The organism is Streptacidiphilus carbonis (genome assembly GCF_000787775.1).
GTDB classification, from domain to species: domain Bacteria; phylum Actinomycetota; class Actinomycetes; order Streptomycetales; family Streptomycetaceae; genus Streptacidiphilus; species Streptacidiphilus carbonis.
Window position 1 is genome coordinate 29,535 of the sequence record NZ_BBPM01000024.1, and the last position, 22,843, is coordinate 52,377.

The 22,843-nt window shown below is 67.7% G+C and carries 24 protein-coding genes and 2 pseudogenes; 8 read left to right on the forward strand and 18 right to left on the reverse strand.

All coding sequences use genetic code 11. The features are described from left to right. Positions 1 to 89 precede the first annotated feature (89 nt). From TR46_RS19970 to TR46_RS19990, 5 genes and pseudogenes are all read right to left on the reverse strand, one after another. Positions 90 to 254, reverse strand: a pseudogene (locus tag TR46_RS19970) (ADP-ribosylglycohydrolase family protein); the annotation flags it as partial. 267 nt (positions 255 to 521) lie between these two features. Next, on the reverse strand, positions 522 to 851 hold the full coding sequence (locus tag TR46_RS19975) for a helix-turn-helix domain-containing protein (protein ID WP_042403143.1): 330 nt from the start codon (positions 849 to 851) through the stop codon (positions 522 to 524). Continuing rightward, positions 848 to 1,246 (reverse strand): type II toxin-antitoxin system RelE/ParE family toxin, encoded by a 399-nt coding sequence (locus TR46_RS19980; protein WP_042403145.1) that lies wholly within the window; start codon positions 1,244 to 1,246, stop codon positions 848 to 850. The genes TR46_RS19975 and TR46_RS19980 overlap by 4 nt, the downstream gene beginning before the upstream one ends. 282 nt (positions 1,247 to 1,528) lie before the next feature. Continuing rightward, complete coding sequence (locus tag TR46_RS19985) at positions 1,529 to 2,272, reverse strand: SDR family oxidoreductase (RefSeq protein WP_042403147.1); 744 nt, start codon at positions 2,270 to 2,272, stop codon at positions 1,529 to 1,531. A gap of 50 nt (positions 2,273 to 2,322) precedes the next feature. Next, complete coding sequence (locus tag TR46_RS19990; RefSeq protein WP_042403149.1) at positions 2,323 to 3,180, reverse strand: SDR family NAD(P)-dependent oxidoreductase; 858 nt, start codon at positions 3,178 to 3,180, stop codon at positions 2,323 to 2,325. Positions 3,181 to 3,393: 213 nt separating this feature from the next. Between TR46_RS19990 and TR46_RS19995 the strand changes: the two genes are divergently transcribed. Then, positions 3,394 to 4,248: a helix-turn-helix transcriptional regulator gene (locus TR46_RS19995; RefSeq protein ID WP_042403154.1), complete on the forward strand. Its 855-nt coding sequence runs from the start codon at positions 3,394 to 3,396 to the stop codon at positions 4,246 to 4,248. Between the two features lie 586 nt (positions 4,249 to 4,834). On the opposite strand, the gene TR46_RS20000 is transcribed toward TR46_RS19995, so the two are convergent. Then, complete coding sequence (locus tag TR46_RS20000; protein ID WP_161790162.1) at positions 4,835 to 8,770, reverse strand: NACHT domain-containing protein; 3,936 nt, start codon at positions 8,768 to 8,770, stop codon at positions 4,835 to 4,837. Here TR46_RS20000 and TR46_RS20005 point away from each other — a divergent pair. Continuing rightward, the gene (locus TR46_RS20005; protein ID WP_369406000.1) at positions 8,669 to 9,838 is read left to right on the forward strand and encodes a glycosyltransferase family 4 protein; all 1,170 of its coding nucleotides are present in this window, start codon (positions 8,669 to 8,671) and stop codon (positions 9,836 to 9,838) included. The two genes, TR46_RS20000 and TR46_RS20005, sit on opposite strands and share 102 nt — an antisense overlap. Positions 9,839 to 9,963: 125 nt before the next feature. On the opposite strand, the gene TR46_RS20010 is transcribed toward TR46_RS20005, so the two are convergent. The 4 genes from TR46_RS20010 to TR46_RS20025 all read right to left on the reverse strand — a co-directional run bounded on the left by TR46_RS20010 (position 9,964) and on the right by TR46_RS20025 (position 13,320). Then, positions 9,964 to 10,260, reverse strand: a complete 297-nt coding sequence (locus tag TR46_RS20010; RefSeq protein ID WP_052432943.1) for a hypothetical protein — start codon at positions 10,258 to 10,260, stop codon at positions 9,964 to 9,966. A gap of 132 nt (positions 10,261 to 10,392) precedes the next feature. Continuing rightward, entirely contained in the window at positions 10,393 to 10,731 is a 339-nt protein-coding gene (locus tag TR46_RS20015) for an RNA polymerase-binding protein RbpA (protein ID WP_084718745.1), read from the reverse strand. Positions 10,732 to 11,204: 473 nt separating this feature from the next. Next, positions 11,205 to 12,725: a DEAD/DEAH box helicase gene (locus TR46_RS20020; protein WP_042403160.1), complete on the reverse strand. Its 1,521-nt coding sequence runs from the start codon at positions 12,723 to 12,725 to the stop codon at positions 11,205 to 11,207. 391 nt (positions 12,726 to 13,116) lie between these two features. After that, complete coding sequence (locus TR46_RS20025) at positions 13,117 to 13,320, reverse strand: cold-shock protein (protein WP_034086841.1); 204 nt, start codon at positions 13,318 to 13,320, stop codon at positions 13,117 to 13,119. Positions 13,321 to 13,539: 219 nt separating this feature from the next. Here TR46_RS20025 and TR46_RS41200 point away from each other — a divergent pair, with 219 nt between their 5' ends. After that, positions 13,540 to 13,797 carry a hypothetical protein gene (locus TR46_RS41200; protein ID WP_152626582.1) on the forward strand — a complete coding sequence of 86 codons (258 nt, stop codon included), beginning with the start codon at positions 13,540 to 13,542 and terminating at the stop codon, positions 13,795 to 13,797. 193 nt (positions 13,798 to 13,990) lie between these two features. On the opposite strand, the gene TR46_RS20030 is transcribed toward TR46_RS41200, so the two are convergent. Next, positions 13,991 to 14,368 (reverse strand): hypothetical protein, encoded by a 378-nt coding sequence (locus tag TR46_RS20030; RefSeq protein ID WP_042403164.1) that lies wholly within the window; start codon positions 14,366 to 14,368, stop codon positions 13,991 to 13,993. 238 nt (positions 14,369 to 14,606) lie between these two features. Here TR46_RS20030 and TR46_RS39640 point away from each other — a divergent pair. Then, positions 14,607 to 14,871: pseudogene (locus TR46_RS39640) on the forward strand (integrase core domain-containing protein); the annotation flags it as partial. Between the two features lie 397 nt (positions 14,872 to 15,268). Here the strand turns inward: TR46_RS39640 and TR46_RS20035 are convergent. From TR46_RS20035 to TR46_RS20060, 7 genes are all read right to left on the reverse strand, one after another. Continuing rightward, complete coding sequence (locus tag TR46_RS20035; protein ID WP_042403169.1) at positions 15,269 to 15,604, reverse strand: helix-turn-helix domain-containing protein; 336 nt, start codon at positions 15,602 to 15,604, stop codon at positions 15,269 to 15,271. A gap of 2 nt (positions 15,605 to 15,606) precedes the next feature. Continuing rightward, on the reverse strand, positions 15,607 to 15,975 hold the full coding sequence (locus tag TR46_RS20040; protein WP_042403265.1) for a type II toxin-antitoxin system RelE/ParE family toxin: 369 nt from the start codon (positions 15,973 to 15,975) through the stop codon (positions 15,607 to 15,609). A 644-nt stretch (positions 15,976 to 16,619) separates the two neighbouring features. Then, positions 16,620 to 17,033 carry a type II toxin-antitoxin system VapC family toxin gene (locus TR46_RS20045; protein ID WP_042403170.1) on the reverse strand — a complete coding sequence of 138 codons (414 nt, stop codon included), beginning with the start codon at positions 17,031 to 17,033 and terminating at the stop codon, positions 16,620 to 16,622. Beyond that, the gene (locus tag TR46_RS43155) at positions 17,030 to 17,311 is read right to left on the reverse strand and encodes a type II toxin-antitoxin system Phd/YefM family antitoxin (protein ID WP_042403172.1); all 282 of its coding nucleotides are present in this window, start codon (positions 17,309 to 17,311) and stop codon (positions 17,030 to 17,032) included. The genes TR46_RS20045 and TR46_RS43155 overlap by 4 nt, the downstream gene beginning before the upstream one ends. A 504-nt stretch (positions 17,312 to 17,815) precedes the next feature. Next, the gene (locus TR46_RS20055; protein ID WP_042403176.1) at positions 17,816 to 18,511 is read right to left on the reverse strand and encodes a restriction endonuclease; all 696 of its coding nucleotides are present in this window, start codon (positions 18,509 to 18,511) and stop codon (positions 17,816 to 17,818) included. A gap of 673 nt (positions 18,512 to 19,184) precedes the next feature. Then, the gene (locus tag TR46_RS39645; protein WP_084718761.1) at positions 19,185 to 19,676 is read right to left on the reverse strand and encodes a GNAT family N-acetyltransferase; all 492 of its coding nucleotides are present in this window, start codon (positions 19,674 to 19,676) and stop codon (positions 19,185 to 19,187) included. 11 nt (positions 19,677 to 19,687) lie between these two features. Continuing rightward, entirely contained in the window at positions 19,688 to 20,440 is a 753-nt protein-coding gene (locus TR46_RS20060) for a GntR family transcriptional regulator (protein ID WP_042403179.1), read from the reverse strand. A 437-nt stretch (positions 20,441 to 20,877) separates the two neighbouring features. Here TR46_RS20060 and TR46_RS20065 point away from each other — a divergent pair, with 437 nt between their 5' ends. The 4 genes from TR46_RS20065 (at position 20,878) to TR46_RS20080 (ending at position 22,781) form a co-directional block, all read left to right on the forward strand. Continuing rightward, on the forward strand, positions 20,878 to 21,207 hold the full coding sequence (locus TR46_RS20065) for a hypothetical protein (RefSeq protein WP_063770629.1): 330 nt from the start codon (positions 20,878 to 20,880) through the stop codon (positions 21,205 to 21,207). Next, positions 21,204 to 22,106 carry a DUF2637 domain-containing protein gene (locus TR46_RS20070; protein WP_063770630.1) on the forward strand — a complete coding sequence of 301 codons (903 nt, stop codon included), beginning with the start codon at positions 21,204 to 21,206 and terminating at the stop codon, positions 22,104 to 22,106. The genes TR46_RS20065 and TR46_RS20070 overlap by 4 nt, the downstream gene beginning before the upstream one ends. Then, positions 22,103 to 22,468, forward strand: a complete 366-nt coding sequence (locus TR46_RS20075; RefSeq protein ID WP_042403181.1) for an RRQRL motif-containing zinc-binding protein — start codon at positions 22,103 to 22,105, stop codon at positions 22,466 to 22,468. Before TR46_RS20070 ends, TR46_RS20075 begins: the two co-directional genes overlap by 4 nt. A gap of 76 nt (positions 22,469 to 22,544) precedes the next feature. Beyond that, positions 22,545 to 22,781, forward strand: coding sequence for a hypothetical protein (locus TR46_RS20080; RefSeq protein WP_042403182.1), 237 nt, complete (start codon positions 22,545 to 22,547; stop codon positions 22,779 to 22,781). Positions 22,782 to 22,843: the final 62 nt, after the last annotated feature.

Sequence of the window (22,843 nt, forward strand, 5' to 3'; positions counted from 1 at the left end):
CCCCGGCCTCCCCGCCACAGCCCTGCGCTTCGCCGCATAGCCTCCCGACCACGAAGCCACGGCCCCGTCTTGGGCACGCGCCTCCGTGCTCACCGTGCGTCCACCTCCGGTCCGATGTTGTCGACCCAGACAGGGAGAGCTTCACGGCGCATGCGCCAGGCCTCGGGCACACCGTCCAGGCCCGTACGAGCGGCGACGACACCACCGGTGATGGCACAGGTGGTGTCGACGTCACCCAGGCCCTCCGCCGTGGCCCCCCTGACCCCCAGCACCACGCCACTCAGCACACCCCGGCACTCACTCCCAACCGGTCGGTGCCATTCGCAGCGAACCGGGCGCTGCTCAGCACCCACCGCTCCCAGCTCAGGTGGGAGCTCGCCACCGCAGCGCGGCTGGCACGACACAGTGCTCCCGTCGGCGCTGCTCCCAACCGCTTCAGGACCGTTCGTGCGCACCAGAAGCCATCCACTGCCTACGGACGCATCACAGCTGCCACCCATCGCGCCGCCGCAGCCAGATGCTCAAGCGACTTTGACAGCGTGCGGGCCGATGCTGACGGTGACATCGACATGTCCCCCCAGCGCCGCCGCGTAAGCGCGCAGAGTCTCCAACTCCATGGCTTCGATGTCACCGTTCTCGATCTGGGAGATCCGCGACTGCGACACCCCCACCAGCGCGGCGACCTCCGCCTGGGTCTTGCCGACCAGCTTACGCAGTTCCCCCAGATGGAAGCCGGCGACCTGGGCATCCAGCTGGACGTCCGCACGCGCCCGCAGCTGCGGGTCTGCCAGCTCCGGATGGCGCCTGTGCGCCTCCGCCTTCACGTCCTGCCACCGTCGCGCCGGACTCATCGACCCTCCTCATTCGCCTGCTGCTGTTCCTGCTCGGTCTTCTTCTCATCCCGGTAGGCCGCGTAACGCTGCTCCGCCAATGCCACCGCCTCCGGATACCACCGCGACCAGCGCCCCGCCTTGTCCCCTGCCACCAGGAACACCGCCTCCCGATCCGGGTCGAACACGAACAGCAGGCGCAGTTCACTGCGCCCCCGCGAACCGGGCCGCAGCTCCTTCAGATTCGGCAGGCTGCTACCGACCAGCGTGTCGACCAACGGCCGACCCATTGCAGGCCCCACCTCCGACAGGCGATCCAGCGCGCGCTCTACCAGCACCGCCGTCTCCGGCTCCGAGGCACACAGCCCCAGAAACCACTCCTCCACCGGCTCTAGAAGCACGATCTCCCACGACACACCACGAATATAACCCACAACTCATGCCATCACCAGGATTCCACAGAGCGACCGCGCAGCCCAGCACAGCCCTGCGACTGACGAAATCCCCATCACGACTGCGACGGCTGCTGGGCCTGCGAGCGAGGTGAGCACCGCCAGGGAGCCTTGCTGTCGCTGTCCATCGCCGACACGGTGGCCGCGATGAGCGGCCTCCGAGTCTCGTAGCGCTCGGCCGCAGACGGCTTTGACGCCTCGATGTGCCGCGCGACGGCCGGTCCGCTCAGCTGGGACTGCCGCGGTTCAGCGCTGCGAGAGCATGTCCAGGACGGTGCGGTAGGTGCCGTCGGCTTCGGCGAAACGCAGCGGGCGGACGGCCTTGACGAGGATCTCGTGTGGCTGGTCGGGGGTGTCGAGGATGTCCATGACCTCGTCGAGGTAGGCACCGAGGGGCATGGCGTGTGCTGCTTCCTCCTGGCCCATCAGGGCGGTGCGGACGGCCGGGGGTGCGAGCTCCATGACCTGGACGCCGGTGTCGGCGAGTTGGACGCGCAGGCTCTCGGTGAAGGAGTGGATCGCGGCCTTGGTAGCGCTGTAGGTGGGGGTGAGCGGCAGCGGGACGAAGGCCAGACCGGAGGAGACGGTGATGATCGTGGCCTGCGGCCGGGAGGCGAGGTGAGCGGTCAGGGCGGCGATCAGACGGATCGGGCCGAGGAGGTTGGTGGTGACGGTCTCCTCGGCGGTGGCGAGGAAGCCGTCGTCGTGCAGGTCCTCGGGCAGCATGATCCCGGCCATCGCGATCAGCACGTTGAGGTCGGCGAAGCGCTCGACCAGGTCTGCGGTGACGGCGCGGATGGCGGCGGGGTCGGTGGTGTCGAGCACGACGCACTCGATGCCGGGGTGCTCGGCGGTGATCTGCGCCAGCCGGTCCGCGCGGCGGCCGGAGACGATGACGCGGTTGCCGGCCGCGTGCAGGCGCAGCGCGAGCTCGAGGCCGATGCCGGAGGTTGCTCCGGCGATGAAGACGGTGTTGTCAGTGGGGTTCACGGGGATACTCCGGTGCGGTTCGAAGGAAGGGGGGCCAGGAGGGCGGGAGGTCAGTTGCCGACTCCGGCCAGCTGTGCGGTGGCCCGCCACAGTTGGGTGGCCCTTGCCTGGTCGAGTCCGGCCTTGGCGGGCTTGCGCACGGTGGGGTGGCCCTTGATGCTGCCGAGGCCGTCCGGGCCCACGTAGGCATTGCCGGGGACGTCCTGCGTCGCGGCGTACAGCAGCGGTAGCGCTCCGTGCTCGGGGTCGTTGAGGAGGAGGGAGAAGCGGTTGACTATGTTCGCCGAGGAGTGCGCGGCCAGTGAGGTGGTGGCGATGCCGGGGTGGGCAAGTAGCGACCGCACCGGGCTGCCTGCCGCCGTCAGCCGTCGTTGCAGCTCCAGGGAGAACAGGACGACCGCGAGCTTGGAGTCACGGTAGGCGGCCATCGGGGCGTAGGGGCGCGTGCGCCAGTCGAGGTCGTCCAGGTCCAGCTTGGACTGCCGGTGCAGTTGGCTGGTGACGCTGACGACGCGGTCGGTCAAGTGCGGCAGCAGCAGGTTGGTCAGGGCGAAGGGCCCGGTGTAGTTGGTCGCGGTCTGCAGGTCCAGGCCGTCGGCGGTGCGTGCCGCCGGGATGTCCATCACGCCCGCGTTGTTGACCAGGACGTCCAGGGGCCCGGTCCAATCCTCGGTGAAGCTGCGCAACGACGCCAGGTCGGAGACGTCCAGCTCCCTCACCTCGAACTCTCCGGGCAGCCCGGCGACCGCGCGGCGGCCCTTGTCGACGCTGCGCACCCCCAGCACCACCCGGGCGCCGACGCGCCCCAGTTCACGGGCGGTGATCTGGCCGATGCCGCTGCCGGCTCCGGTGACGAGCACGGTCCTGCCGGTCATGTCCGACAGGTCGGATGCGGTCCACTTGCCCATGGTGTGCCTCTCGTCCTGCTCTTGGTCTCCGCGGTGCCGGGTGTCCTCTCCGCGGCTCCCTTCCAGTGGACCGTGGAGTGGCAGCGCGGGTGAAGGACTTGCTCAGCCGCTGATCGACAGTCCGTGGCTACGGTCGGTCGCGGCTGCGACGATGGAGGCACGCCGGCCTTGGCCGAATTCCGAACGACACCACCGACCCCTCCGGAGGAGCTCATGGCACTCGTGGTGGACTCGGCGTCACTGGGTGCTTTCCTGCGCGCCCGGCGCGAGGCGCTGCAGCCCGAGGACGTGGGTCTGAGGCGTGGGCCGCGCCGTCGTACCCGGGGGTTGCGGCGTGAGGAGGTCGCCGAGCAGTGCGACATGTCGAGCGACTACCTCGCCCGCCTGGAGCGCGGCAGCGGACTGCAGCCCTCACCGCAGATGGCCGCCGCCATCGCCCGCGGACTGCGGTTGACCCCCGACGAGCGCGACCACCTGTTCCTGCTGTGCGGGCACCGCGCCCCCGGACGGCGGCTGAGCGGCGAGCACGTCAATCCGGGGCTGATGCGCATCATGGACCGGCTGCAGGACACCCCGGCCCAGATCATGGGCCCGCTGGGGGAGACGCTGGTGCAGACCGCGCCGGCCGTCGCTCTGCTCGGCGAGCAGACGCACTACGCCGGGGACGAGCGCAGCGCCCCTTACCGCTGGTTCACCGACCCGCAGTCGCGCCGGATCTACCTTCCCGAGGACCACGACCGCAGCAGCCGGGTCAACGTCGCCGTGCTGCGGGCCGCCGCTACCCGCGAAGGCCCGCGATCACAGGCCGCACGCCTCGTGGCGAACCTGCAGCGGCAGAGCGCCGAGTTCGCCGCGCTGTGGCAGAAGCATGAGGTCGGGCTGCGCTGGAGCGACGCTAAGCGCTTCGTCCACCCCCAGGTCGGACGCCTCGACCTGTTCTGCCAGAACCTACTGGACCCCGACCAGGCGCAGTCCCTGCTCGTCTTCACCGCAATACCCGGCACCGAGAGTCACGACAAACTGGCTCTGCTGAACGTCCTGGGAACCGACAGATTCGCCGCCGACTGAACGAGGCGGACGGGCGCTTCGCCCATCGGGGTGCGCCCAGGATTGCCCTCCACCCTCTGCAGGGCCGGGGGCCGCCGCACGGATTCGGCCCTGTCGGGCTCGTAGAGGCATCGCGGCAGCTGAACTGTGCTGCCCGTGGCTGTGAGTGGCGCCTGGGACGCTGTCGCCATGATCGTGTCGCTGCTCTACCGCGCTACCCGCACTCTGCTGTCGATACCGGCGGTCCTGCTACGCCGGAACACGGCCAAGGACGCCGAACTCCTGGTCTTGCGGCACGAGAACACCGTCCTACGCGCGGAACGTCGGCGCGGTGAAGCAGGAACGGCAAACCCAGCAGAAGAGCGGACAACGACGGCGGCACCATCAACGAGTACCGATAAGCCTCATGACGTGCAGCGATGACTTTTCGAGCGGTACAGGTTGGCGCTGGGGTGTGGCGCGTACGGAGATGACCGTAGGGTGGGTGCCGCTACGGGGTTGGGTATGCCGAAGCTGCCGATCAATGCGGCGGCAGGTAGTGCGGAAGCTCCACCTTCGCACTCACAGTATCCGGATACCTTCCCTGCAACGTGTCGAGTGTGGGCTGTCAGTTGCGGAGCCAGTCCTGGATCCGGGCGGCGAGGTCGGGAGGGCAGTCCGCGGCGCGGGAGAGGGTGAGTGCGCAGTGACCGGGGCGGGTGCGTTCGTGGACGGCTACGGCCTCGGCGATGGCCCGTTTGGTGCCGGGACCGGCACTCGGCCAGAGCTCGGTGGTGAGCCAGTCCATGAAGTCGGGGGAATGGTGGAGCACGGACAGGAGGAGGCTCGCGATGTCGCGTTCGACCTGCTTCCCGATCTGACGCGGGTCCCAGCCGACCAGTACGCGGCGGACGGTGTCCTCGACCTCAGGCAGCGGCAGGCTGCTCAGCGCGATCCTGGTGACCACGGTGGCCCAGCGGGCGAACTCTGCACTGGCCTCGCCCGGGGCGGTCTCGTTGTGCCGGCATCCAACACGCTCGGCGATCCGCAGCGCCGGGCCGGTGACCATCGTTAGGATCTCCCTGACTCTCTCAACCGGCACGAGGTCGAGGGAGTGCATCCGGATGAGCAGCTTCACCAGCGTGATCGGGAGTTCCGTGTTCTTCGGGGAGCGGAGGGCTCGCTCCAGCCGGGAACTCGCCACCATGCCCAGGTCGATTGTTGCACCCGAGCCTGAGGGGGATTCCGCGGTGAAGGCGGTGTCCGGGACGAGCACCTCGTCGGCGAGGATCCCGGCGATCTCCTCCGCTGCGCCCGGGTGCTCGGTCGCCAGGAGTTCCGCCAACCAGTGGGCCACGTCGGCGTCCAGGCCCGAGCCCCGATCCCGGACGGAGTTCCTGAAGGCGCTGATCCCTTTGGTCGCCGGGACTGGGCTTGGGCCGCCAAGCACCTGTTCGGTCAGCCAGTTGCGAGCCGCCTCGTCGTCGAGCGCGATGCGTCCTTCCAGGGCGGCGCGGATTCGGTCGGCTCTGCTGTCGGTCGGCAGCAGAGCACGCAGCTGTTCTCGCTGTTCCTGCAGGAACTCCACCGGCGCCAGGTCGAACCAGCTCCGAAGGGCACTGTCACGGGTCCCCGCCCACATCTCCGCCGCCGCCGGGTCCGTACGGCGGGCGCGGTCGAGCGTGACAAACGAGCCGAGCAGATCCCGATGCAGCGCTCCGTCCTGACCTGCGAGTCTGATGAGCGTGGGCCAGACCCTGCGAGGGTCCACAGGCTCGACGCGTGCGAGTGTAGCGATCAGCTTTGCGCGCGTGGGGTGTGCAAGCGCCTTCGCGCTCTGACTCGCCAGCTTGGCTGCGCTTCCTACGGCGTCCGCGCGGGGGTTCTCCGGAAGCATCATCAGGCTTTCGGCCACGTCCGCCGGCTCTCGGTCGGCGACGAAGCGGGCGGAGTTCAGCCACCGTTCGCGCTGCTCAAGAGGCTTGTTCGCCAGCAGAGCGGCGAGCAGTTCCGTCCTGACGTCCGGGTCGCGGGCGAGTTCAGCGATCAGCCGGACCTGCGCGAAGGCCCAGCGGTTGGGCAGTTTAGCCCGTAGGAGGTCGGGCCAGCGTGTCCAGCCCTGGACGTTCCGGGTCTCCGGGTCGCTCCAGAACCGTCCAAGCAGGCCGACGGCCTCTTCGTCCGTCACGCTCGGCGGAAGCTCGCTCTTCAGGGCAGCCTCAGCGAGGGACGTCCAGATTTCCGTCGCCACCGGTACCCGGTCCCGGTGCCGGTTGAGCATCGCCCTCAGGATCGTCACCTGCGCGCTGACGCCGATCTCGCTGTAGCGGGTGAGCAGCGCGCGCTCGGCGGCCGGGTCCGACCCGTTGGCGAGGACTCCCGCGATGAGCAGCTGCGGTAGCGGTACCCAGGTGATATGCGGCAGTTCGTGGCTGCCGCCGTGCCCGGGGCGGCGACTCAGGACCAGTTCGAGAGCTGCCATCAGGTGGTGCGGGCGCAAGTGGGAGTCCATCCGGGCGAGCACCGCGCCTGTGGTGCGAGCGACCATGCTGACCAGGTCGCCGTCGATGTCCTCCAACCGGGGGACGGTGATCTCCAGTGCGACTTCCGCACAGGCCAGCGGTGCATCGGCCAGCAGCGGTAGAAGCGACTGCAGAAGCTCCGGATCGTGGTCCTCGATGCTCCGTGCGATGTCGAGGAGCGCGTCAGGGTCCTGCCGGCTCAGTGCGGCGAGCGCCTGATAGCGCGCCCCCTCGGGGGTTGTGTAGGGCACCGCCGCGCGGAGCTCGCTGTGACGCTCGTCGGAAGAGGGCAGCAGGACCAGATGCCGGGCGACCGGCCAGAGGAAGGAATGGGGGTCGTCGAGACGTCGCCGCAGGCGGGCCAGTTCGTCCCGGTCGCTCTCCTGTGCGGTCAGACGTGCGATGGCGAACTCGGCGTAGGTCTGGTGGAAGAATTCGTATCGCCTGTCGTGGACGAGGATCGCTCCCTCGCTGACCATTGCATCCAGGCCGGGGCCGCTGGGCAGCCGCGATCCGGCTACGCCGAGCGAGAGACGTTCGGCACTCTGGTCCAGGATTGCTTGCGCCAGCGCAAGGGCCGCGGCCTCTTGCAGGGCCGACTGCCTGGTGCGCATGCCCTTTCGGTCACGGGCGATGCGCTGCTCCCAGTATGAGAGGTAGAGGTCGGTGATGGTCAGGTCTGCGGGAACCTTCCCTTTCTCGCTGTACAGATCGCAGGCGAGTGCCAGGCGAAGCGGCACCGAGCAGACCTCACGGACGGTGGCCGCCGATACCGCGTCGGACAGCGAGTCGATGAACCGCTGACGCTCGTAGGAGCTGCGTGGAAGGCTCCGGACGTATCCTCCCGCCCACGCGAGGATCTCGGTGGGACTCAACCTCGGCATGCGCAGGACCTCGCCCGGACGCGACCCGAGTCGCGGGCGGCGATGGAGGGGGTCCAGAACGAGTTCCTCGTACTCCCGGGCGCGGCAGGTCAGCACCAGCCGGGCCTGTGCGGCGATGTCGGCAAGCACCTGCGTGATCGCATGGACGGTGTGTTCCGTGAGTACCACGTCGAGGGTGTCGACCAGGACGTGGACCCGCCCGTGGCTCTCCTGCAGCGTCTTCGCGAACGACCGCAGGCTTCTCGTCGGGAGCTCGGCGGCGGCGGCGAGTGCCTCGTCGGCGGAGGACGCGGTGAGGAGATCCGCTGAGGGCGGAACGCGCACACAAGGGACCAGGATGACGGCGCCGGACGTCCTGTCATCCGCCAGGTGCATGGCCAACTGGCCGAGCAGCACGCTCTTGCCGAGCCCGCCCTCGCCGACTAGGAGCAGGGGCCGTTCGTCGGCCTGCTCCAATGCCTCGGCGATCAGGTCGAGGCGAGAGACGGCCGGCAGCGTGAACGACTGCATCGTGGCGAGCCCGCCGTTGAGGAACAGGCGAGGTGGGATCTCCGGAGGCAGGGTCGGGGCATCGAATGCTGCGGGGCCGCCCGGCGCAGGTACGGACTTCCCGGCCTCCAGGCAGGCCGCCGTGTAGAGCGCGTTCCAGTCGGAGACGCCGGTGCGCTCCTGAGATAATCCCTCCAGCACCGCCAGCATGAGCGGCCAGGTGGTGGCGTTGGGTAGCGTCTTCCCCAACTTGGTGTCGTACCAGGTGCTCCGGGTGAGGCCGATCCTTCCGGCGGCGCGATCGCCGCCGAGCTCCGCCACCGCTCGGGCGACCGCCTCTGCGAAGCGCCGACGCTGCTCTGCCATGCCGCGAGCCCACCTCCGTGCCGAAGCTGATCGGCCGCGGCTGTCCGGGCCGGACGCTTTTCCGGACACCAGCAAAGCACAGTACGACGTCAGCGGTGCTCGCCCGTGCTGTCCGGGCCCGGCCCTGCCCGGACCCGGTCGCCGGTCAACATGACGGTCCAGCAAGCTGCCCGCATGACCACCGAAGACACAGCGCCCACGGTGCTGAACATCGCCACCGAATGGCACTCCGCGCATGGCGGCCTGAGCACCCTCAGCCGTCGGCTGTGTGTCGCTCTCGCCCGAACCGGTGCCACTGTCCACTGCCTCGTGCCGATCGCAGGAGAGATTGAGCGGGCCGACGCCGCATCAGCCGGGGTGACGCTGGTCGAGGCTCAGTCCGGTGCCGGTGCCGGTGCCGGTCACTGCCCGCTGCCGCCGGGAGTCGTACCCAGCGTCGTGATCGGACACGGCCGCGTCACCGGGGTGCAGGCGCGCCGCCATATCCAGGACCACTGGTCTTCGGCCCGACTTCTGCATGTCGTGCACGTAGCGCCGGACGAGCTGGAATGGTGGCGCGCCGGCCGCACGGACGACGCCGGGGTGCGCGCCGACGTACGTACCCGCCTCGAACTCAGTCTTGCCCGCGACGCCACCTGGACTGCCGCCGTCGGGCCACGACTGCACCAGCGGCTGCTGCGGGACCTGTCGGTCTTTCCCGGAACTGCCAAGCCGCTCAGGCTGGACCCCGGCTTCGACCTGACCGATCCCGCTCCGCGCGCCCCCACCCCGGGAGGGCCGGTGCAGGTGCTGCTCATGGGCAGGATGGAGGACTGGGAGATCAAGGGTGTCGACCTGGGCGCCAAGGCGGTCGCACACGCCCTGACACTCCGGGGCGAAGCCCAGCCCGAGGTAGAACTGCTCGTGCGTGGTGCCGCTCCAGGCGAATGTGGCGCGCTGCGTGATGCGATCCAGGGGTGGGCGGCACGACCGTCCCTCGCGGTGACGGTGCGCCCGTTCTCCACCGAAGCCGAGCAACTGGCGCAGGACTTCGCGCGGGCCACGCTCCTGCTCATGCCCTCGCGGGCGGAAGGCTTCGGACTTGTGGGGCAAGAGGCCGTAGTCGCGGGTACTCCCACCCTGGTCAGCGGGAGGAGTGGTCTCGGCATGCTCCTGCGGGAGATGTTGCCCACGTCGGAGGCGTCACGCCTGGTGGTGCCGGTCGTCTCGAACGAGGCCGACGACGTGATGCGTTGGGGCCACGAGGTCGCCGCCGTTCTGCGCGACCCGTCCGCCGCGTTCGTCACCGCGGAGGCTGCGCGCCGGACGGCGGCGACCCGCTGCACCTGGGAGATGGCCGCGCGGGAGATCCTCGACCTACTGCGCAAATGAATCGTGCACTGGACCTGAGTGCGCTCGGACGGCGCCCACCGTTGCTGGTCCTCAGGATGCGGCGAACCTGGGCCGCGGTCCGCTCCGGCTTCTCCTTCTTCAACGCGACCGCGAGCTCCAGCAGCTCAGGCTGGGTCCGCGGGACGCACCGCCTCGGGGTCGGCGAGCGCGGCGAAGCCACCCCGGCGCCAGTCCCGCACCCACCGGTCCAAAGTCCACCGGTCACGGTGACCTGCCGGCCGAACGCGTCGGTATGCTCCTGCTCGGCGATCCGCCGACACAACGCACCGCCGACACAACGCACCGCGCTGCCGGGTCGACAGCGCCGGGTCGATCACTTCCTGGATCAGCGAATACCGGAACAGGGCCACCTGCCGGGACTTCTCTGCCCGGCGGCGGTCCTCCTCCTCGAAGGACTCCATGCGGCCTCCACACCCTGGCCGGCGAGCCGCCCCAGCATCCGGAACCCGGCCCCGTCGGGCGATCCCCGGCACGCCCGCCGGTCAGGTCCCGTGCCGGGCGCGCCCCCAGTTGCCTGCAGCCCCGGCCGTGGTTCAGATGGTTCCGCGGAGTTTGGCCAGAGCCTCCTCCAGCAGGATCTCGCCCTCCTCCTGGGTGCGGCGCTGACGCAGGTATCCCAGGTGCGTCTTGTAGGGGACGGTACTGGTCGGAGCCGGGGTGTTGTCCCGGTCGGTGCTGGCGGCCAGCCCGCACTTGGGGCAGTCCCACTCCGGCGGGGCCACTGCCTCGCGGGCGAACGCGATCCGGACCTCGTGTCCGTTGCCGCACCAGAACGAGACGATCGAGCGGGGCGCGGATTCACCGCGCTCGTTCTCCCCCATCGGCCCCGCACCGACCTGGCTGCCCCGGATTCCACCGCTACGTCCCGCCATGCCCTGCACTCCTCATCCGAAAGAATCCGCCTCCAAGCCGAAGACAGCGACCCAGCCTACGAGCACCAACAACGTCTCTGCTCACCCCCGGCCTCTCGGGCCGGCACGGCGGCGCTGGACGCGACCGGCGACCAACTCCACCGCGTCCGCACGCGGACCATAGGGTCAGTACCCCGCCCCACCAGCTCCCCCTCCACGAACAACCAGGACGGTGTCCGAGGCATCCTGGATGCGCCGCGCCCTGCCGCCCTCGGCCAGCCGCGGACGATGGGCGCCTGTTGATGGTCAGCCCGGTTCGCGTCCGGCAGCGAAGATCGGCGTCTGGGTCTCGACCAACGCGACGGGCGATGCGGTGAAGGGGGGAGGCAGAGCGGGGAATCTGTGGAGTGATCACTCCGCGGCCGGCCCGCACTGCCTCGCCATCAGGTGGTCGGGGCTCGGCTGGGGCCCCGGTCAGCCGGTGCCTGCGGGTTCTAGCCTGCGACGCGGGTACGGTGGGGGGCCCGGCTGCGGGACGCGGGGGCGCCCTGTGCAGTGCGGGCACCGGAGGAGGTGGCCCGGTTGCGCTGGTTGCGGCCGGAGGAGGCGCTGCGGCGGGGGCGTTCGACCACGGGGTTGGTGATCACGACGGGGATGCCGGTGGGGACGCAGGCGCCGGTGATGCGGGCGAGTTCGGTGTCGCTGGAGTGGATCTGGGTGGTGTGGGGGGTGATGCCGGCGGTGTGCATCATCCGGGTCATCTCGCGGCGTTGGTTGGGCAGTACGAGGGTGACCACGGTGCCCGACTCGCCGGCGCGGGCGGTGCGGCCGCCGCGGTGGAGGTAGTCCTTGTGGTCGGTGGGCGGGTCGATGTTGACGACCAGGTCCAGTCCGTCGACGTGGATGCCGCGGGCGGCGACGTTGGTGGCGATCAGTGCGGTGACCTGGCCGTCTCGGAACTGGTCCAGGGTGCGGGTGCGCTGGGGCTGGGACTTGCCGCCGTGCAGCGCGGCCGCTTTGACGCCGTTGGCCAGAAGTTCCAGGACCAGGCGGTCGGCGCCGTGCCGGGTGTCGGTGAACATGATGACGCCGCCGTCGCGGGAGGCGATGTGGGCGATGGCCGCGTTCTTGTCGTTGCCCTGCACGTGGAGCAGGTGGTGCTCCATGGTGCTGACGGTGGCTGAGGAGGGGTCGACCGAGTGGGTGACGGGGTCGGTGAGGAAGCGGCGGACCAGGCGGTCGACGTTGCGGTCCAAGGTGGCGGAGAAGAGCATGGTCTGCCCGCCGGGCGCGACCTGCTCCAGTAGTTCGGTGACCTGGGGCAGGAAGCCCATGTCGGCCATCTGGTCGGCTTCGTCCAGGACGGTGATGGTGACCTGGTCCAGGCGGCAGTCGCCGCGGTCGATCAGGTCCTTGAGCCGGCCGGGGGTGGCGACGACCAGTTCGGCGCCCCGGTGCAGGGCCTGGGCCTGGCGGCTGATCGACATCCCGCCGACCACGGTGGCCAGCCGTAGCCTCACCGCGTGGGCGTAGGGGGTGAGCGCGTCGGTGACCTGCTGGGCCAGTTCGCGGGTGGGGACCAGGACCAGGGCCAGCGGTTGGCGGGGCTCGGCCTTGCGGCCTGCGGTTCGGGCCAGGACTGCCAGGCCGAAGGCGATGGTCTTGCCCGAGCCGGTGCGGCCCCGTCCCAGTACGTCGCGTCCGGCCAGCGAGTTGGGCAGCGTGGCCGCCTGGATCGGGAACGGTGCGGTCACGCCCTGACGGGTCAGGGTCGCCAGCAGGGCGCCGGGCATGTCCAGCTCGCTGAAAGCCTCCACGGCGGGCAGCGCCGGCGTGGTACTGACTGGCAGCGCGAACTCGCCCTGCGGCGAGGATCCCTGACGGCCCCTCGGCGAGCTGGAGCGCTGGCCGCCGCCGGTGCGGCGGCCGTAGGAGGATGCTGCCGATCCGGAGCGCGGGGCCGAACGGGTGTGCGGGCTGGAACTGTGGTCGGACGAACGGCTGGAACGGTTCATGGGAGGACCTTCCTCGAAAGCGGCGCGCGTCGAGGAAGGCTCCAGCCGCACCGAAGCCGGCGCGGGGAGATCGCACGAACGAGCCAGAAAGTATGGATTGCGGGGCGTGGACGGTGAAACCGTGCGGCACGTCACCTACGGTCGGCGCACACCCACGGGAGCGGGGCGGCAGAAACCTCGAACCGTACTCAGATACAGAAGAACCAAGAGTCACGGCAGGGCGGTACCCGAACGCGGCGCGGTGCGTCTCGCGGGGTGGGTCGCCGGTGGCGGAGCCAGAGGGCCCGGGATGCGGGCCGGAAGTGTGCTCAGGTGGGGCCGCCTGTCCGCACCGCGGGTGTGCGCGGGGCGGACAGGCGCTTCGCAGCGCTGGAGGCTGCGGGGGTGGAACTCAGATCGGACGAATGTTCTCGGCCTGCGGGCCCTTCTGGCCCTGCGTGACGTCGAACTCGACCTTCTGGCCCTCGAGCAGCTCGCGGAAGCCCTGGGCGTTGATGTTCGAGTAGTGGGCGAACACGTCAGCGCCGCCACCGTCCTGCTCGATGAAGCCGAAGCCCTTTTCCGCGTTGAACCACTTCACAGTGCCAGTAGCCATATATGTATCTCCTTGATGGGGCTGTTCCGCGACCTGTACGTCACAGGTCGCGCGCCGCCGTGATGATGACCAGCCCGAACAGTGTCCGGGAAAACAAAAATGCGCCTGTCGGCTACACCAGCAGGCGCACACATAAGTTCATGGGAACCACAACTGCAACACAGTGACTGTAGCAGGAACGAGGACCCCGCAGGGGAGAGAGACCGCGCGGGCGCGTTGGTGGCGAGCGCCGACGAGCCCTTCGGCGCTCTGCTGCTGTGGCTGCTGGTCATCGGTTCTCCAGCGCGGCAGCCGATGATCCGTCAGGCCTGCCGGAGCCGGGAGGCCGCGCTGGCGCACATCGACCCGCACTGGAATCCCGGCTGGCCGCTGGAGTGGCAGCGCCACTACGCCGGGGTGCGCGAGGTGCGCAGGCCATCGCCCCTTACCAGGTCACCGTCATCGCCCGCGACAACGGCGTGCGGACCCGGGCCGTGACCTGGGTCTGCCCTAGGACTTCCTTCCGGACAAGTACATGAGCCGCGAGAACGGCCTCACTGCGGAGCACCGCGAGGCCAACCTCGCCAGCATCACCGTCTGTGCCCGAGGATCCCGCCGACACCCGGGGCGGCAGCAGCGGCACCACAGCTGACGCGAGGTCGCACCAGCAGTCGCTGAGGGGGCTGCGGGGTCAGCGGCGGCGGCGGTCGTCGGCGAGTGCGGTCAGCGGGCCGTACTCGCAGGCGAGCTGGTTCCAGGTCAGCACCTCACCGCAGCGCGCCTGGAACTCCTTCGGGTTGAAACCGGGCATGGTCCAGGTACCGGCGGCCCGGTCTCGCAGCCACAGGTCCCCGTCGCCGTCGACCACGGTCGGCGGGACCGGTACGGGCTCGGCCTGGTCGATGGGCTCCCAGGTTGCCCGGCCCGGGTGCGAGGCGCGGCGCAGCTCGGCGGTGGCCTGCCGGGCGGCGAAGTCACGGGTGTGCTCCTCTGCCTCCTTGACCGACGCGAGCCGGAAGGCGTCGGCGAGTACGGGCAGGGCGGGGTTCCGGCTGCGCTTCGAACTCATTCGTTGGTTACCTCCGTAGGGGGTGCCATGTCCGTTATGGCGCCCCGGGATAGGAACACGCTATCCCGGGGCGCGAGCCGGGCCAGCCAGGAGTGCGCCACGCGGGCCCATCGGCTTGCCGGTGGACTTGTTCCTGTGGAGCTCAAGAATACGAATCGACGTGCGCAGCGGAGGGCCATCGCCGCGCTGGACGGGCGACCAGAGCAAACTGATCAGCGGTTCAGCCTCGTCTGGGATCATGCACCGTGATCCTGTCCACGGTTACGCCATCACCCGTCGCCTGCTGTCACTGCCCGCCCTGCTGCTGCGACGTGACGCTTCCAAGGACGCCGAGCTGCTGGTACTGCGGCACGAGAACGTGGTCCTGCGCCGCCAGGGTCCCGCGCCTGCGCTACAAACCAGCTGACCGCATGTGGTTCACCGCCCTCTCGCACCTGATACCCCGTAGGCGCTGGGCAAAGGTCTTCCCGATGACACCCACCGCCCTCCTGGCCTGGCATCGGGCCCCCAGCAATCGACCTAGCGGAGCGACGAGTCCGCCGCAGAGCAATCCTCGGAGGCCTTATCAACGAGTACCAGATCGCCAACTGACGCCACATAGAATCCGCAGGTCAGCCATCGAATCCTGTTTTTGAGCCCCACAGGGAGCATTCTGGGGGCAAATCGCACCCAGAATGCTCCCAATCCCAACCCCCGAAAACGACTCAAGGGCTGCATCTGATTCCTCAGATATGGCCCTTGACCTGCGACTATTGACTGGCGCCCGAGTCGGGACGACAGGATTTGAACCTGCGACCCCCTGACCCCCAGCCGCTCGCCTGCCGCTCCCAACGAGTGCAGAGCGGGTTCACGGCTTTTCGGCTGCACTTCGACACCTGCTGCTCCCAAGCCGCCCTTTACTTACGCTGCCCTGTGGGCGGAGAGCGTTACCTGCGCTGTGTCGGCGTCGATGGCGATGTTCAAGGAGGCATCAAGACCCTTGGCTAGCTTTGCCAGCAGCGGCAGCGTCGGCACGGTGTCGGATCCCTCGATCCGGGAGATCTTGCCCTGGGTCAGGCCGGTCCGGGCAGCCAGTTCGGTCTGGGAGAGGCCCAGTTCGATGCGGCGGTCGTAGACCACCTTCGCCAGTGCCATCGACAGGCGATGTTCCTGGCGCTCCTCCTGCACCTCGGCGGACTCGGTGTATCCCTCGGCCAGTTCGCGCTCACGCGCCAGCTTCCAGCGGCTGTGCTCCATCGTCACTCCCCTTCCTTACGGCTGAACACCGTGTGCGCCGGCAGATGCGAGGCCTCGCACTCCTTCTTCACCAGCACCGCCCGACTGATCTGGGCCTCCTCATGCGACCGCGTCTTACGGAATACCGTGAGCAGCACGATGCGGCGATCCTCAGTGATCCAGAAGGTGATGCGCGTCGCTACTCCGTCGAGGGTGGGGCGCAGCTCGCTCACCCCGTCGCGCAACGGTTTGGCATAGGGCATCGGGGTCTGGAGCCCGAACTCTGCCAACACCTCGACATAGTCTTCGACCTTGCGGAAATGCTTGCCCGAAAGCAGCTCCAGCCAGGCCCGCACCTCCGGCTCGGCCTCAACGACATACAGGGCACTCATGTCGTCGACAGTATATGTCGCACACAACATCCGCAACGCCTCGCACGCCACAACCCTGCACGCACACGCGTCGATAACACGCCACTGAACGCGTTCAATAATACCGCCCGGCCGAGCCTGCGCCTCCCCCACTCCAAGGGTCCCCACCTGCGCGGATGAGGTTCTCGGCACCTACAGTCACTCGATCGTGAAGGACGCCAGCACCGCGCCTACGGATCATTGGCAGCGGAGTGCGTCAACTGCCCAGCATTCCCAAGGGATTTACCCCACCGGGCCCCTCGGTCCCATCTGCGGGGATGCGACACCATCCTGCGACCACCAGCCCGCGACGCGCCGAAAAAGGCCGCCCCCACCTTCCGGCAGAAACGGCCTCCGACCTGCAGTGATGCTGGTCGGGACGACAGGATTTGAACCTGCGACCCCCTGACCCCCAGGCGGGCCCCAACCTTCCGCCAACATGAGGGATGGGGTCACCCAGCTGGTACATCAGGTGACTGAGGAGCCTCGACCACCTGGCCGAGTCCCGGTATTTGCGAGCTCGTCCAGCCATGTTGATGTCAGACGTTGCTGTCACACGGCCTGACACCAACTTGAACCCTGTCCAGTGCGAAGAAGCACGCGGGAACCCTTGCAGGTGGAGCGAGTTACGCCGGCGCGAGGTGAGTCAATCCGATGTCCTTAGCGGCGGCCGTGAGCTCCTTGTCATAGGTCAGGAAGCCGTCCAACTCTGCCAGCAGCGGTTGGGCTGTCGCCAGGTGGATCGCATCCAGCGTCCCCAGCTTCTGGATCTCAAAGGCAGCAGCTCGTGTCAGCACCTCATCGTCGATGAGTATCTGATCGATGCCCTTGAGCGCATTGGACACCAGGAAAGGCACACGCTGCCGATCGGCTCCAGCACGGCGAAACGTCCGTGCGATCTCGACCCCTGCGAGCTGGGACGTGACAAAATAAGCATCGCTTCCCAGATCGGCACGCCACTTACGTAGCGCCGGGGTCTCAGGCTCGCTCTGTACGAGCTTGAGTAAAACGCAGGCGTCCAGGTAGTAGTACGCGCTCACCGATTGCGCTCCTTGTCCCGCTCTGCGATCAACATGTCAGACAGAGAGGGCAGCTTGGTTAGGTCGTCAAGCAACTCAGGCATGGCACCCGGGTGGGCCGCACGTCGAATCTTCCCCTCTGCTGCCAGCCGATCGAGAACAGACGTGGACTGAGCTGCGGGGGTCATGACGATCACCTCCTTACCGTGCTCTGTGAGGATGACGGTGACGCCCTGGCGCACTTTCGCAGTGATCTTGGCGGGGTTGTGGTTCATCTCTCCAAGCGGGATCGTCTCCATGTCCTCTAAGGTACACAGAAAATGTGTACATGCACCATCTTGTTGCTGACTCGTTGCTGCGCAAGTCTCCCGACTGGCCCCACCAGCCCCTTGCCCACCTTCATGACGGCCGGGATGCGTACATGGGACGCCGCCCAGCATCACTCAGCTAGGCCGCAGGCAACAGCGCGACGCCTCTGACTAGGAATAACGGGCAGCGGCAAACCGCATGGCCTACTAGCTCAAGAGGTCAGATAACGTTTCGATATCGATTTTTCCATACCCTCTCCGGGTCGGGCTCCCAGCCGCTACGCTCCGTGACCGTAGGTCAGCATTGCGACGGAGCGTAGCGGCTGGGAGCACCAATGGGCGGGGCATCCCGTCACGATGAGTGACAGGTGAGCGCCATCCCTAGGCATATCGGCAGTGGGTCGCAGTGCCGACGCTCCCTCGTCGGCGCCCTGTTGCCACCCTGGCCCTCACGAGAAGGGCCACATCCCGTTCACCCTCCTCCGACTTTGGCCCTCAAGCTACGCTCCGCCCCAAGCCAAGAGCGCGTTTGCGGGTGCAGGCCGGGAGGTGGAGGAGATCGTGGAGCACTGCCCCGTGCTCGGCCCAAAGGCGGAGCCGCTCGCGGTCGATCCAATAGACCTTGTGTTTGTCGCCCCAAGCTTTCGCGTCTCGGGTGAAGGCACCGTTAGTTACCACCACGGCGTGGTCTGCTCCGTGGACGGGTCCGGCCGTTCCCTTCACCTGGTACATCACCTGAGATCCAACTTTCCCGCCGACCTTAGTGTGCTTGGCCTGTAGAACGATGCGTCCACACTGAGGGTCCTGAGCGATGACGTCGGCGGCCTGGTCACCTTGCTGGCCAACCTGGCGTGCGGCACAGCCATCGCGGATCATCAGGTCACGCAGTAAGAACTCAAACTGTAGGTCCGTCAGAGCGTCGATCTGGGCAAGCGATATGCGTAGTCGTGTCAGGCGCTCACTCCGGAGACGGCTCTCTGCAACCCTGCGCAGCCGCAACACGGCCAGGACCACCAGTGCACCGATACACAGAGCGACCAGGATGGGCCAGGCAGCCACGAACAGCCGCCCGAGCGCTGCACTGGCTTGGACGAGCGACAGCAGCACGACCAAAGCGATGATTCCAGCGGCGATCTGCTCCCCGGCACTTCGAGGCCCACGCCATCGGGGCTGGGGCCGGCGACGGGGCATCAGTGGCCAGTCGCAGCAGGCGCTGATACAGAACTAGACGGCTTGGGCGGCGAACTGACACTGCCTGACGCAGTGCCGCCGAAATGGGCGACGATCCATAGACCTACGACTATCACTGCGCCGATCACCCAGGGACTGGTCTTCTTCCCGCCGGGGCGCGGGTTGCGCCGGACGTGAGTGCGAACGGTGTGGAAACCGGGCTCTGGCATTGACTTCCCCCTCCAAGCGGCAGGACACCCCACGTGTCCTGTCCCACCAACTGGTTGTAGCAGCGGGGCCCGACAATTCCTCTTGAAGGATCGCTGGGAGGGGCAACGCAGGGTGGGGAATCGGCCACCGCGTTGTGCTCGACAAGCTGAGACCCCTGTGGTCGCAAACGGATGGCGCTAAGCCGTTGACCAGGGGTGACGATCTAAACGCGTTGACTCTCATCGCGGAATCGCCTCGGCAGCAGCGCAGCGTACACCTACGCGCGACCCATCTGACCTGGGCTTCTGGGTGGGGAACCCATCACCGTTTAGTTGTCGTGAATCTGATTGCTGTCCACAGTACGTGCTTGATCTATCTACTCCCGCAGGTATCAACAAGCTAGTTCATCTAAAGCCACACGAGGCTCCCAGGGCACCAGCGAACCCGAGAGCCTCATGGATCAAGAATTTCAAATGCTCCCGCGTCAATGCCCAGTGACATTGCGTTGGAATAGCGCTCCCGACGGTCGATGCGGCAAGTCCACTATTCTCACCAAATCAAATGATTGCCCTCGATAGTATTTCTGAAGATCTGGGTTAGATTTCCACGCATCGAGCCGCAGGCTAGATTTTCCCGCCGCCACTGCCCGAGCGGCAGCCCAGTCGAGCATCCTGGCACCAATTGACTCGCCGGCAGCTTCGCGAGATACAGCCATGCGGTGAATGTACAGGGCTGAACTTGGCTCATCAGAATCTGCCCAAAACTCCGGATCGGCAAAGTCGTCTACCGTGATCGTGCCGACCGGCCTGCCGTCCGAGAATGCAATGAAGCACTCTTGCCGACTCATCGAATCCAGTAGCTTCTCTCTTCGGGGCGGGTATTGCCACTGGTCGATCCCACGGGCCGCCAGCCAGGCACTAGCACCCGATAGAAGGGCCTCCACCAAAGCCAGATCCTCACGGCTGGCTGCCCTCATGCACAACCCTGTCACTGAGCATCCTCGCTGGCCTCGCGCTTACGCTCGTACGTGATGACATGCCGGTCTCCCGGGAGCACAGTTACTGCTACCCGAACTGGCTGCCCGTTCTCCGTGTACCCCGTGCAAATGTGATAGGCGACTGGCGTGCCTGCCCCTAGTTCCAGGCGGCGAGCCTCGTCCGGCGTTGGCATACGTACGTACAACTCATCCAAAGCACGGACCTGTCGATATCCAAGTTCCGCCAGAACTTCGTTCGCCCCTCGGCTGATGTCGTCTGGCCTCAAGATCTCGGACTCGCTGACTAGGTCCAGGGGGAAGTAGCTGTCGTTCAAGTTGAACGGCTCGCCGTCCAGCCACCGGATGCGCCGGCGAACCGCCACCAGTTGCCCATCCTCAAGTTGCAGCCGCTTCGCAATATCCTGCGGCGGCTCCATAATCGCCACCTCGATCATCTGCCTGGGACTACGGCCATCGGCCGAGTGCTCTGTGACAAATGCATCCATCTCAACCGAATAAGGACGCTTTCGGAACTCTGCCTGCGGCCTGAACACCATGGGCTCGCGCTTCCGCACGAAGTACCCACGAGGTCGAGTCGGCACCACTAGCCCCTCGTTCACCAACAGCGTGAGGCCCTGACGGACCGTGCCACGCCCCACCTCGTACAGGTCAGTTAGCTCAGCCTCCGTCGGCAGTTGGGCACCTGCAGCGAGCGTGCCATCTGCGATCTGTTGCCTCAGTGCCTCTGCGATCTGCTGGTACATCGGGGCTCGCCCGACTCGGTTCACTGCCATGTCCTCTATGAAACCGCTGGTCGCAGGACATTGTCCAGTCAATGCGAGCAATGCCCTTGACCGCAGTTGCTGAGCGTGCCAGCATCTTCACCAGCGGCATTGTTCGAACAATATGGACGATGTCCAAAGTGGCCTTCTTTGGGCTGCTCAGAGCCTTGCCAGTAGTGCCCGGAGGGTCGGGGTGAGATCCACCCGAAGGAAGCGTCTGTTCCTTGAGAACTCAACAGAGTGCCTGATGAACACGAGTGACTTTGGTCCTCGGCGCGCCCGGTGGGGTGCGTCGGGGTCCATGGCTACTCGTCACCTGATGAGTGGTCCTAGCCCGTGCGTTGGGGCGGCTGCCGTTTCCTTGGCCGGTCGGCAGCCGCCCCCGCAGGGCCCCTCTCCTGTATGGAAAGAGAGCGACCATGAGGAACATCGTTGCAGGCCATGAGGCCGCTGACGAGTTCGAGTTCGCGGAACTCGCCCTCGGCATCGACACCGAACTCTTCACCGGCCCCACCGGTGGCGAGTCCACCTCGGAGCGGGCCGCTCGCCTGGCTGCCGCTCACGACATCTTGAACGACCTGATGCGCACAGATCCGGACCTGGCTGACCACGCCGCCCGACTCCTCGCGGAAGCCAGTACTGACCCGTTCATCGACATCACCGGCTCCCACGTGGCCGTTCTGCTCGGTGGCACGCCGCGCATGGGCAAGGCCGGTCTGGTCCGACTGTTGGGGCGGGTGGCGGCATGAACCGGCGTCCGAAGATCCTGCTCGTGCTGGCCCTGGTGGCCGTGGTCCTGATGGCGTTTCGGGTGTCCTGGAACGCGTTGCGGGACGTGGCCCGTGCCATCGGCGCGGACCACACCGCCGCCGTCCTGTACCCGGTAGTCGTGGACGGCCTGATGGCGCTGGCACTGGTAGCGGCGCTAGTGCTGCCCAAGGCCGACCGAAGGTTCGCGCTGCGAGTGCTGGCCGCCTACACCGCCGCCTCCCTGGTCTTGAACTATGACCACGGGATGGTGGCTGCGATCCAGTCGGGTGGCCGGGTCCACCTGGCCGACTGGGCACCGGCCGACTGGGCGCTGATGCTGCTGGCAACCTCGCTGCCGGTCGGCTCGATCGCGTTCGGCGCGGACCTGGTAGCCAAGGTGCTGCACCACCAGCCGGACACGGGCGAGTCGGCACAGACCATCATAAAAGGGTCGGTGCCTGACCTCGAACAGTCGGCCGATCCCGCGCCGTTGACGTCGGTATACGTCACCCCCGACCCGCTCCCGACTCCGGCAGCCGACGCACCCGCACCGGTCGCCGACCCGGAACCATCGGTTCGCGCGGCTGCGGCCACGGTCAGTCGGCCGCGTCGGGCCACCGGCACCGTGCCGACCGCCGCCCGCAGCAAGCGGCCGACTCGTACTCCCTCGGAGCTGCTGGCCGAAGCCCGGTCGGCGACTACTGATTGGGCGGATGCCCGGCTGACGGCCGACAACATCCGCGCCGCCGTGCACACGTCCTCCGTCAACGCCCGTGCGCTGCGCGACGCATTGAAGGCGGAGCGCGCCAACCGCCCGCTGCACTCAGTGCCCGACACGACACCCCGGGCACCGGAACCGACCAGCGATGACGCGTCCGGTGACCAGGGCGCGGCGTGAGGTTCTACGACCCCACCGGCACCCGCTACGGCATCCCCACCTACCCGTTCCACCTGGCCCCGGACGGCCTGCTCACACGCCGTCAACTGCGTGCCCGGGGGCTTCGGCCAGCGGGTCAGCCGGTGGCCGCTCAACTCATGTGGTTCTCGCGCCTGGGAGAAGGTCCCCGGGTCGCCTACCTGTACCGACTCGACCTGGCCCGCCCGGTGCGTGCGATGACACCGGCCAAAGCCACGGCTCTAGCGGCGGCCATGCGTGCCCGCCGCACCTGCCCCGCCTGCCACCTTGATGCCGGATACGTCATCCCCACCTCGCTGGGGACCTGCGTGCCGTGCACCGAACCGCAGACCCGGGCCGCCTGAACGCACAGCACCACCGGCCCCACGGCCATTGAGCAGCACGTTCCCGCGTATCCGAGCACCGTATTGGAGATTCCCCATGCCTGGCCGTATCCCCGAGGACGCCCCTTCGCTGGTCCTGGTCCGCTACCTCAACTTGGGCGGTGCGCTGGTGGTGATCACCGCCACCGAGACCGGTACCCGATCGCTGGTGACGTGGTCGTGCACCGGCTGCCTGGCCCAGAGCCACCAGGGCTCCAACCTGGACGCCCGCCGCGAGGCCGCCAACAGCCACGCCGCCACCTGCCGCGCGCTGCCGCCCAAGTCTGCCGCCTGAACAGTGCTGATGCTCGATCCCGGGACGGCCGTGGTGCCGGCAAGCGTGCGGCCGTCCCGGGC

Coding starts and splice junctions, on each gene's coding strand:
- TR46_RS19995 (WP_042403154.1), top strand. CDS start 3,394: ATGGCACTCGTGGTGGACTCGGCGTCACTGGGTGCTTTCCTGCGCGCC.
- TR46_RS19975 (WP_042403143.1), bottom strand. CDS start 851: ATGAGTCCGGCGCGACGGTGGCAGGACGTGAAGGCGGAGGCGCACAGG.
- TR46_RS43155 (WP_042403172.1), bottom strand. CDS start 17,311: ATGGAGACGATCCCGCTTGGAGAGATGAACCACAACCCCGCCAAGATC.
- TR46_RS20025 (WP_034086841.1), bottom strand. CDS start 13,320: ATGGCTACTGGCACTGTGAAGTGGTTCAACGCGGAAAAGGGCTTCGGC.
- TR46_RS20060 (WP_042403179.1), bottom strand. CDS start 20,440: ATGTACCAGCAGATCGCAGAGGCACTGAGGCAACAGATCGCAGATGGC.
- TR46_RS20030 (WP_042403164.1), bottom strand. CDS start 14,368: ATGAGTTCGAAGCGCAGCCGGAACCCCGCCCTGCCCGTACTCGCCGAC.
- TR46_RS20055 (WP_042403176.1), bottom strand. CDS start 18,511: ATGCCCCGTCGCCGGCCCCAGCCCCGATGGCGTGGGCCTCGAAGTGCC.
- TR46_RS20020 (WP_042403160.1), bottom strand. CDS start 12,725: ATGAACCGTTCCAGCCGTTCGTCCGACCACAGTTCCAGCCCGCACACC.
- TR46_RS20015 (WP_084718745.1), bottom strand. CDS start 10,731: ATGGCGGGACGTAGCGGTGGAATCCGGGGCAGCCAGGTCGGTGCGGGG.
- TR46_RS20010 (WP_052432943.1), bottom strand. CDS start 10,260: ATGGAGTCCTTCGAGGAGGAGGACCGCCGCCGGGCAGAGAAGTCCCGG.
- TR46_RS20070 (WP_063770630.1), top strand. CDS start 21,204: ATGAACCGGCGTCCGAAGATCCTGCTCGTGCTGGCCCTGGTGGCCGTG.
- TR46_RS19990 (WP_042403149.1), bottom strand. CDS start 3,180: ATGGGCAAGTGGACCGCATCCGACCTGTCGGACATGACCGGCAGGACC.
- TR46_RS20080 (WP_042403182.1), top strand. CDS start 22,545: ATGCCTGGCCGTATCCCCGAGGACGCCCCTTCGCTGGTCCTGGTCCGC.
- TR46_RS20035 (WP_042403169.1), bottom strand. CDS start 15,604: ATGGAGCACAGCCGCTGGAAGCTGGCGCGTGAGCGCGAACTGGCCGAG.
- TR46_RS39645 (WP_084718761.1), bottom strand. CDS start 19,676: ATGAGGGCAGCCAGCCGTGAGGATCTGGCTTTGGTGGAGGCCCTTCTA.
- TR46_RS20065 (WP_063770629.1), top strand. CDS start 20,878: ATGAGGAACATCGTTGCAGGCCATGAGGCCGCTGACGAGTTCGAGTTC.
- TR46_RS20040 (WP_042403265.1), bottom strand. CDS start 15,975: ATGAGTGCCCTGTATGTCGTTGAGGCCGAGCCGGAGGTGCGGGCCTGG.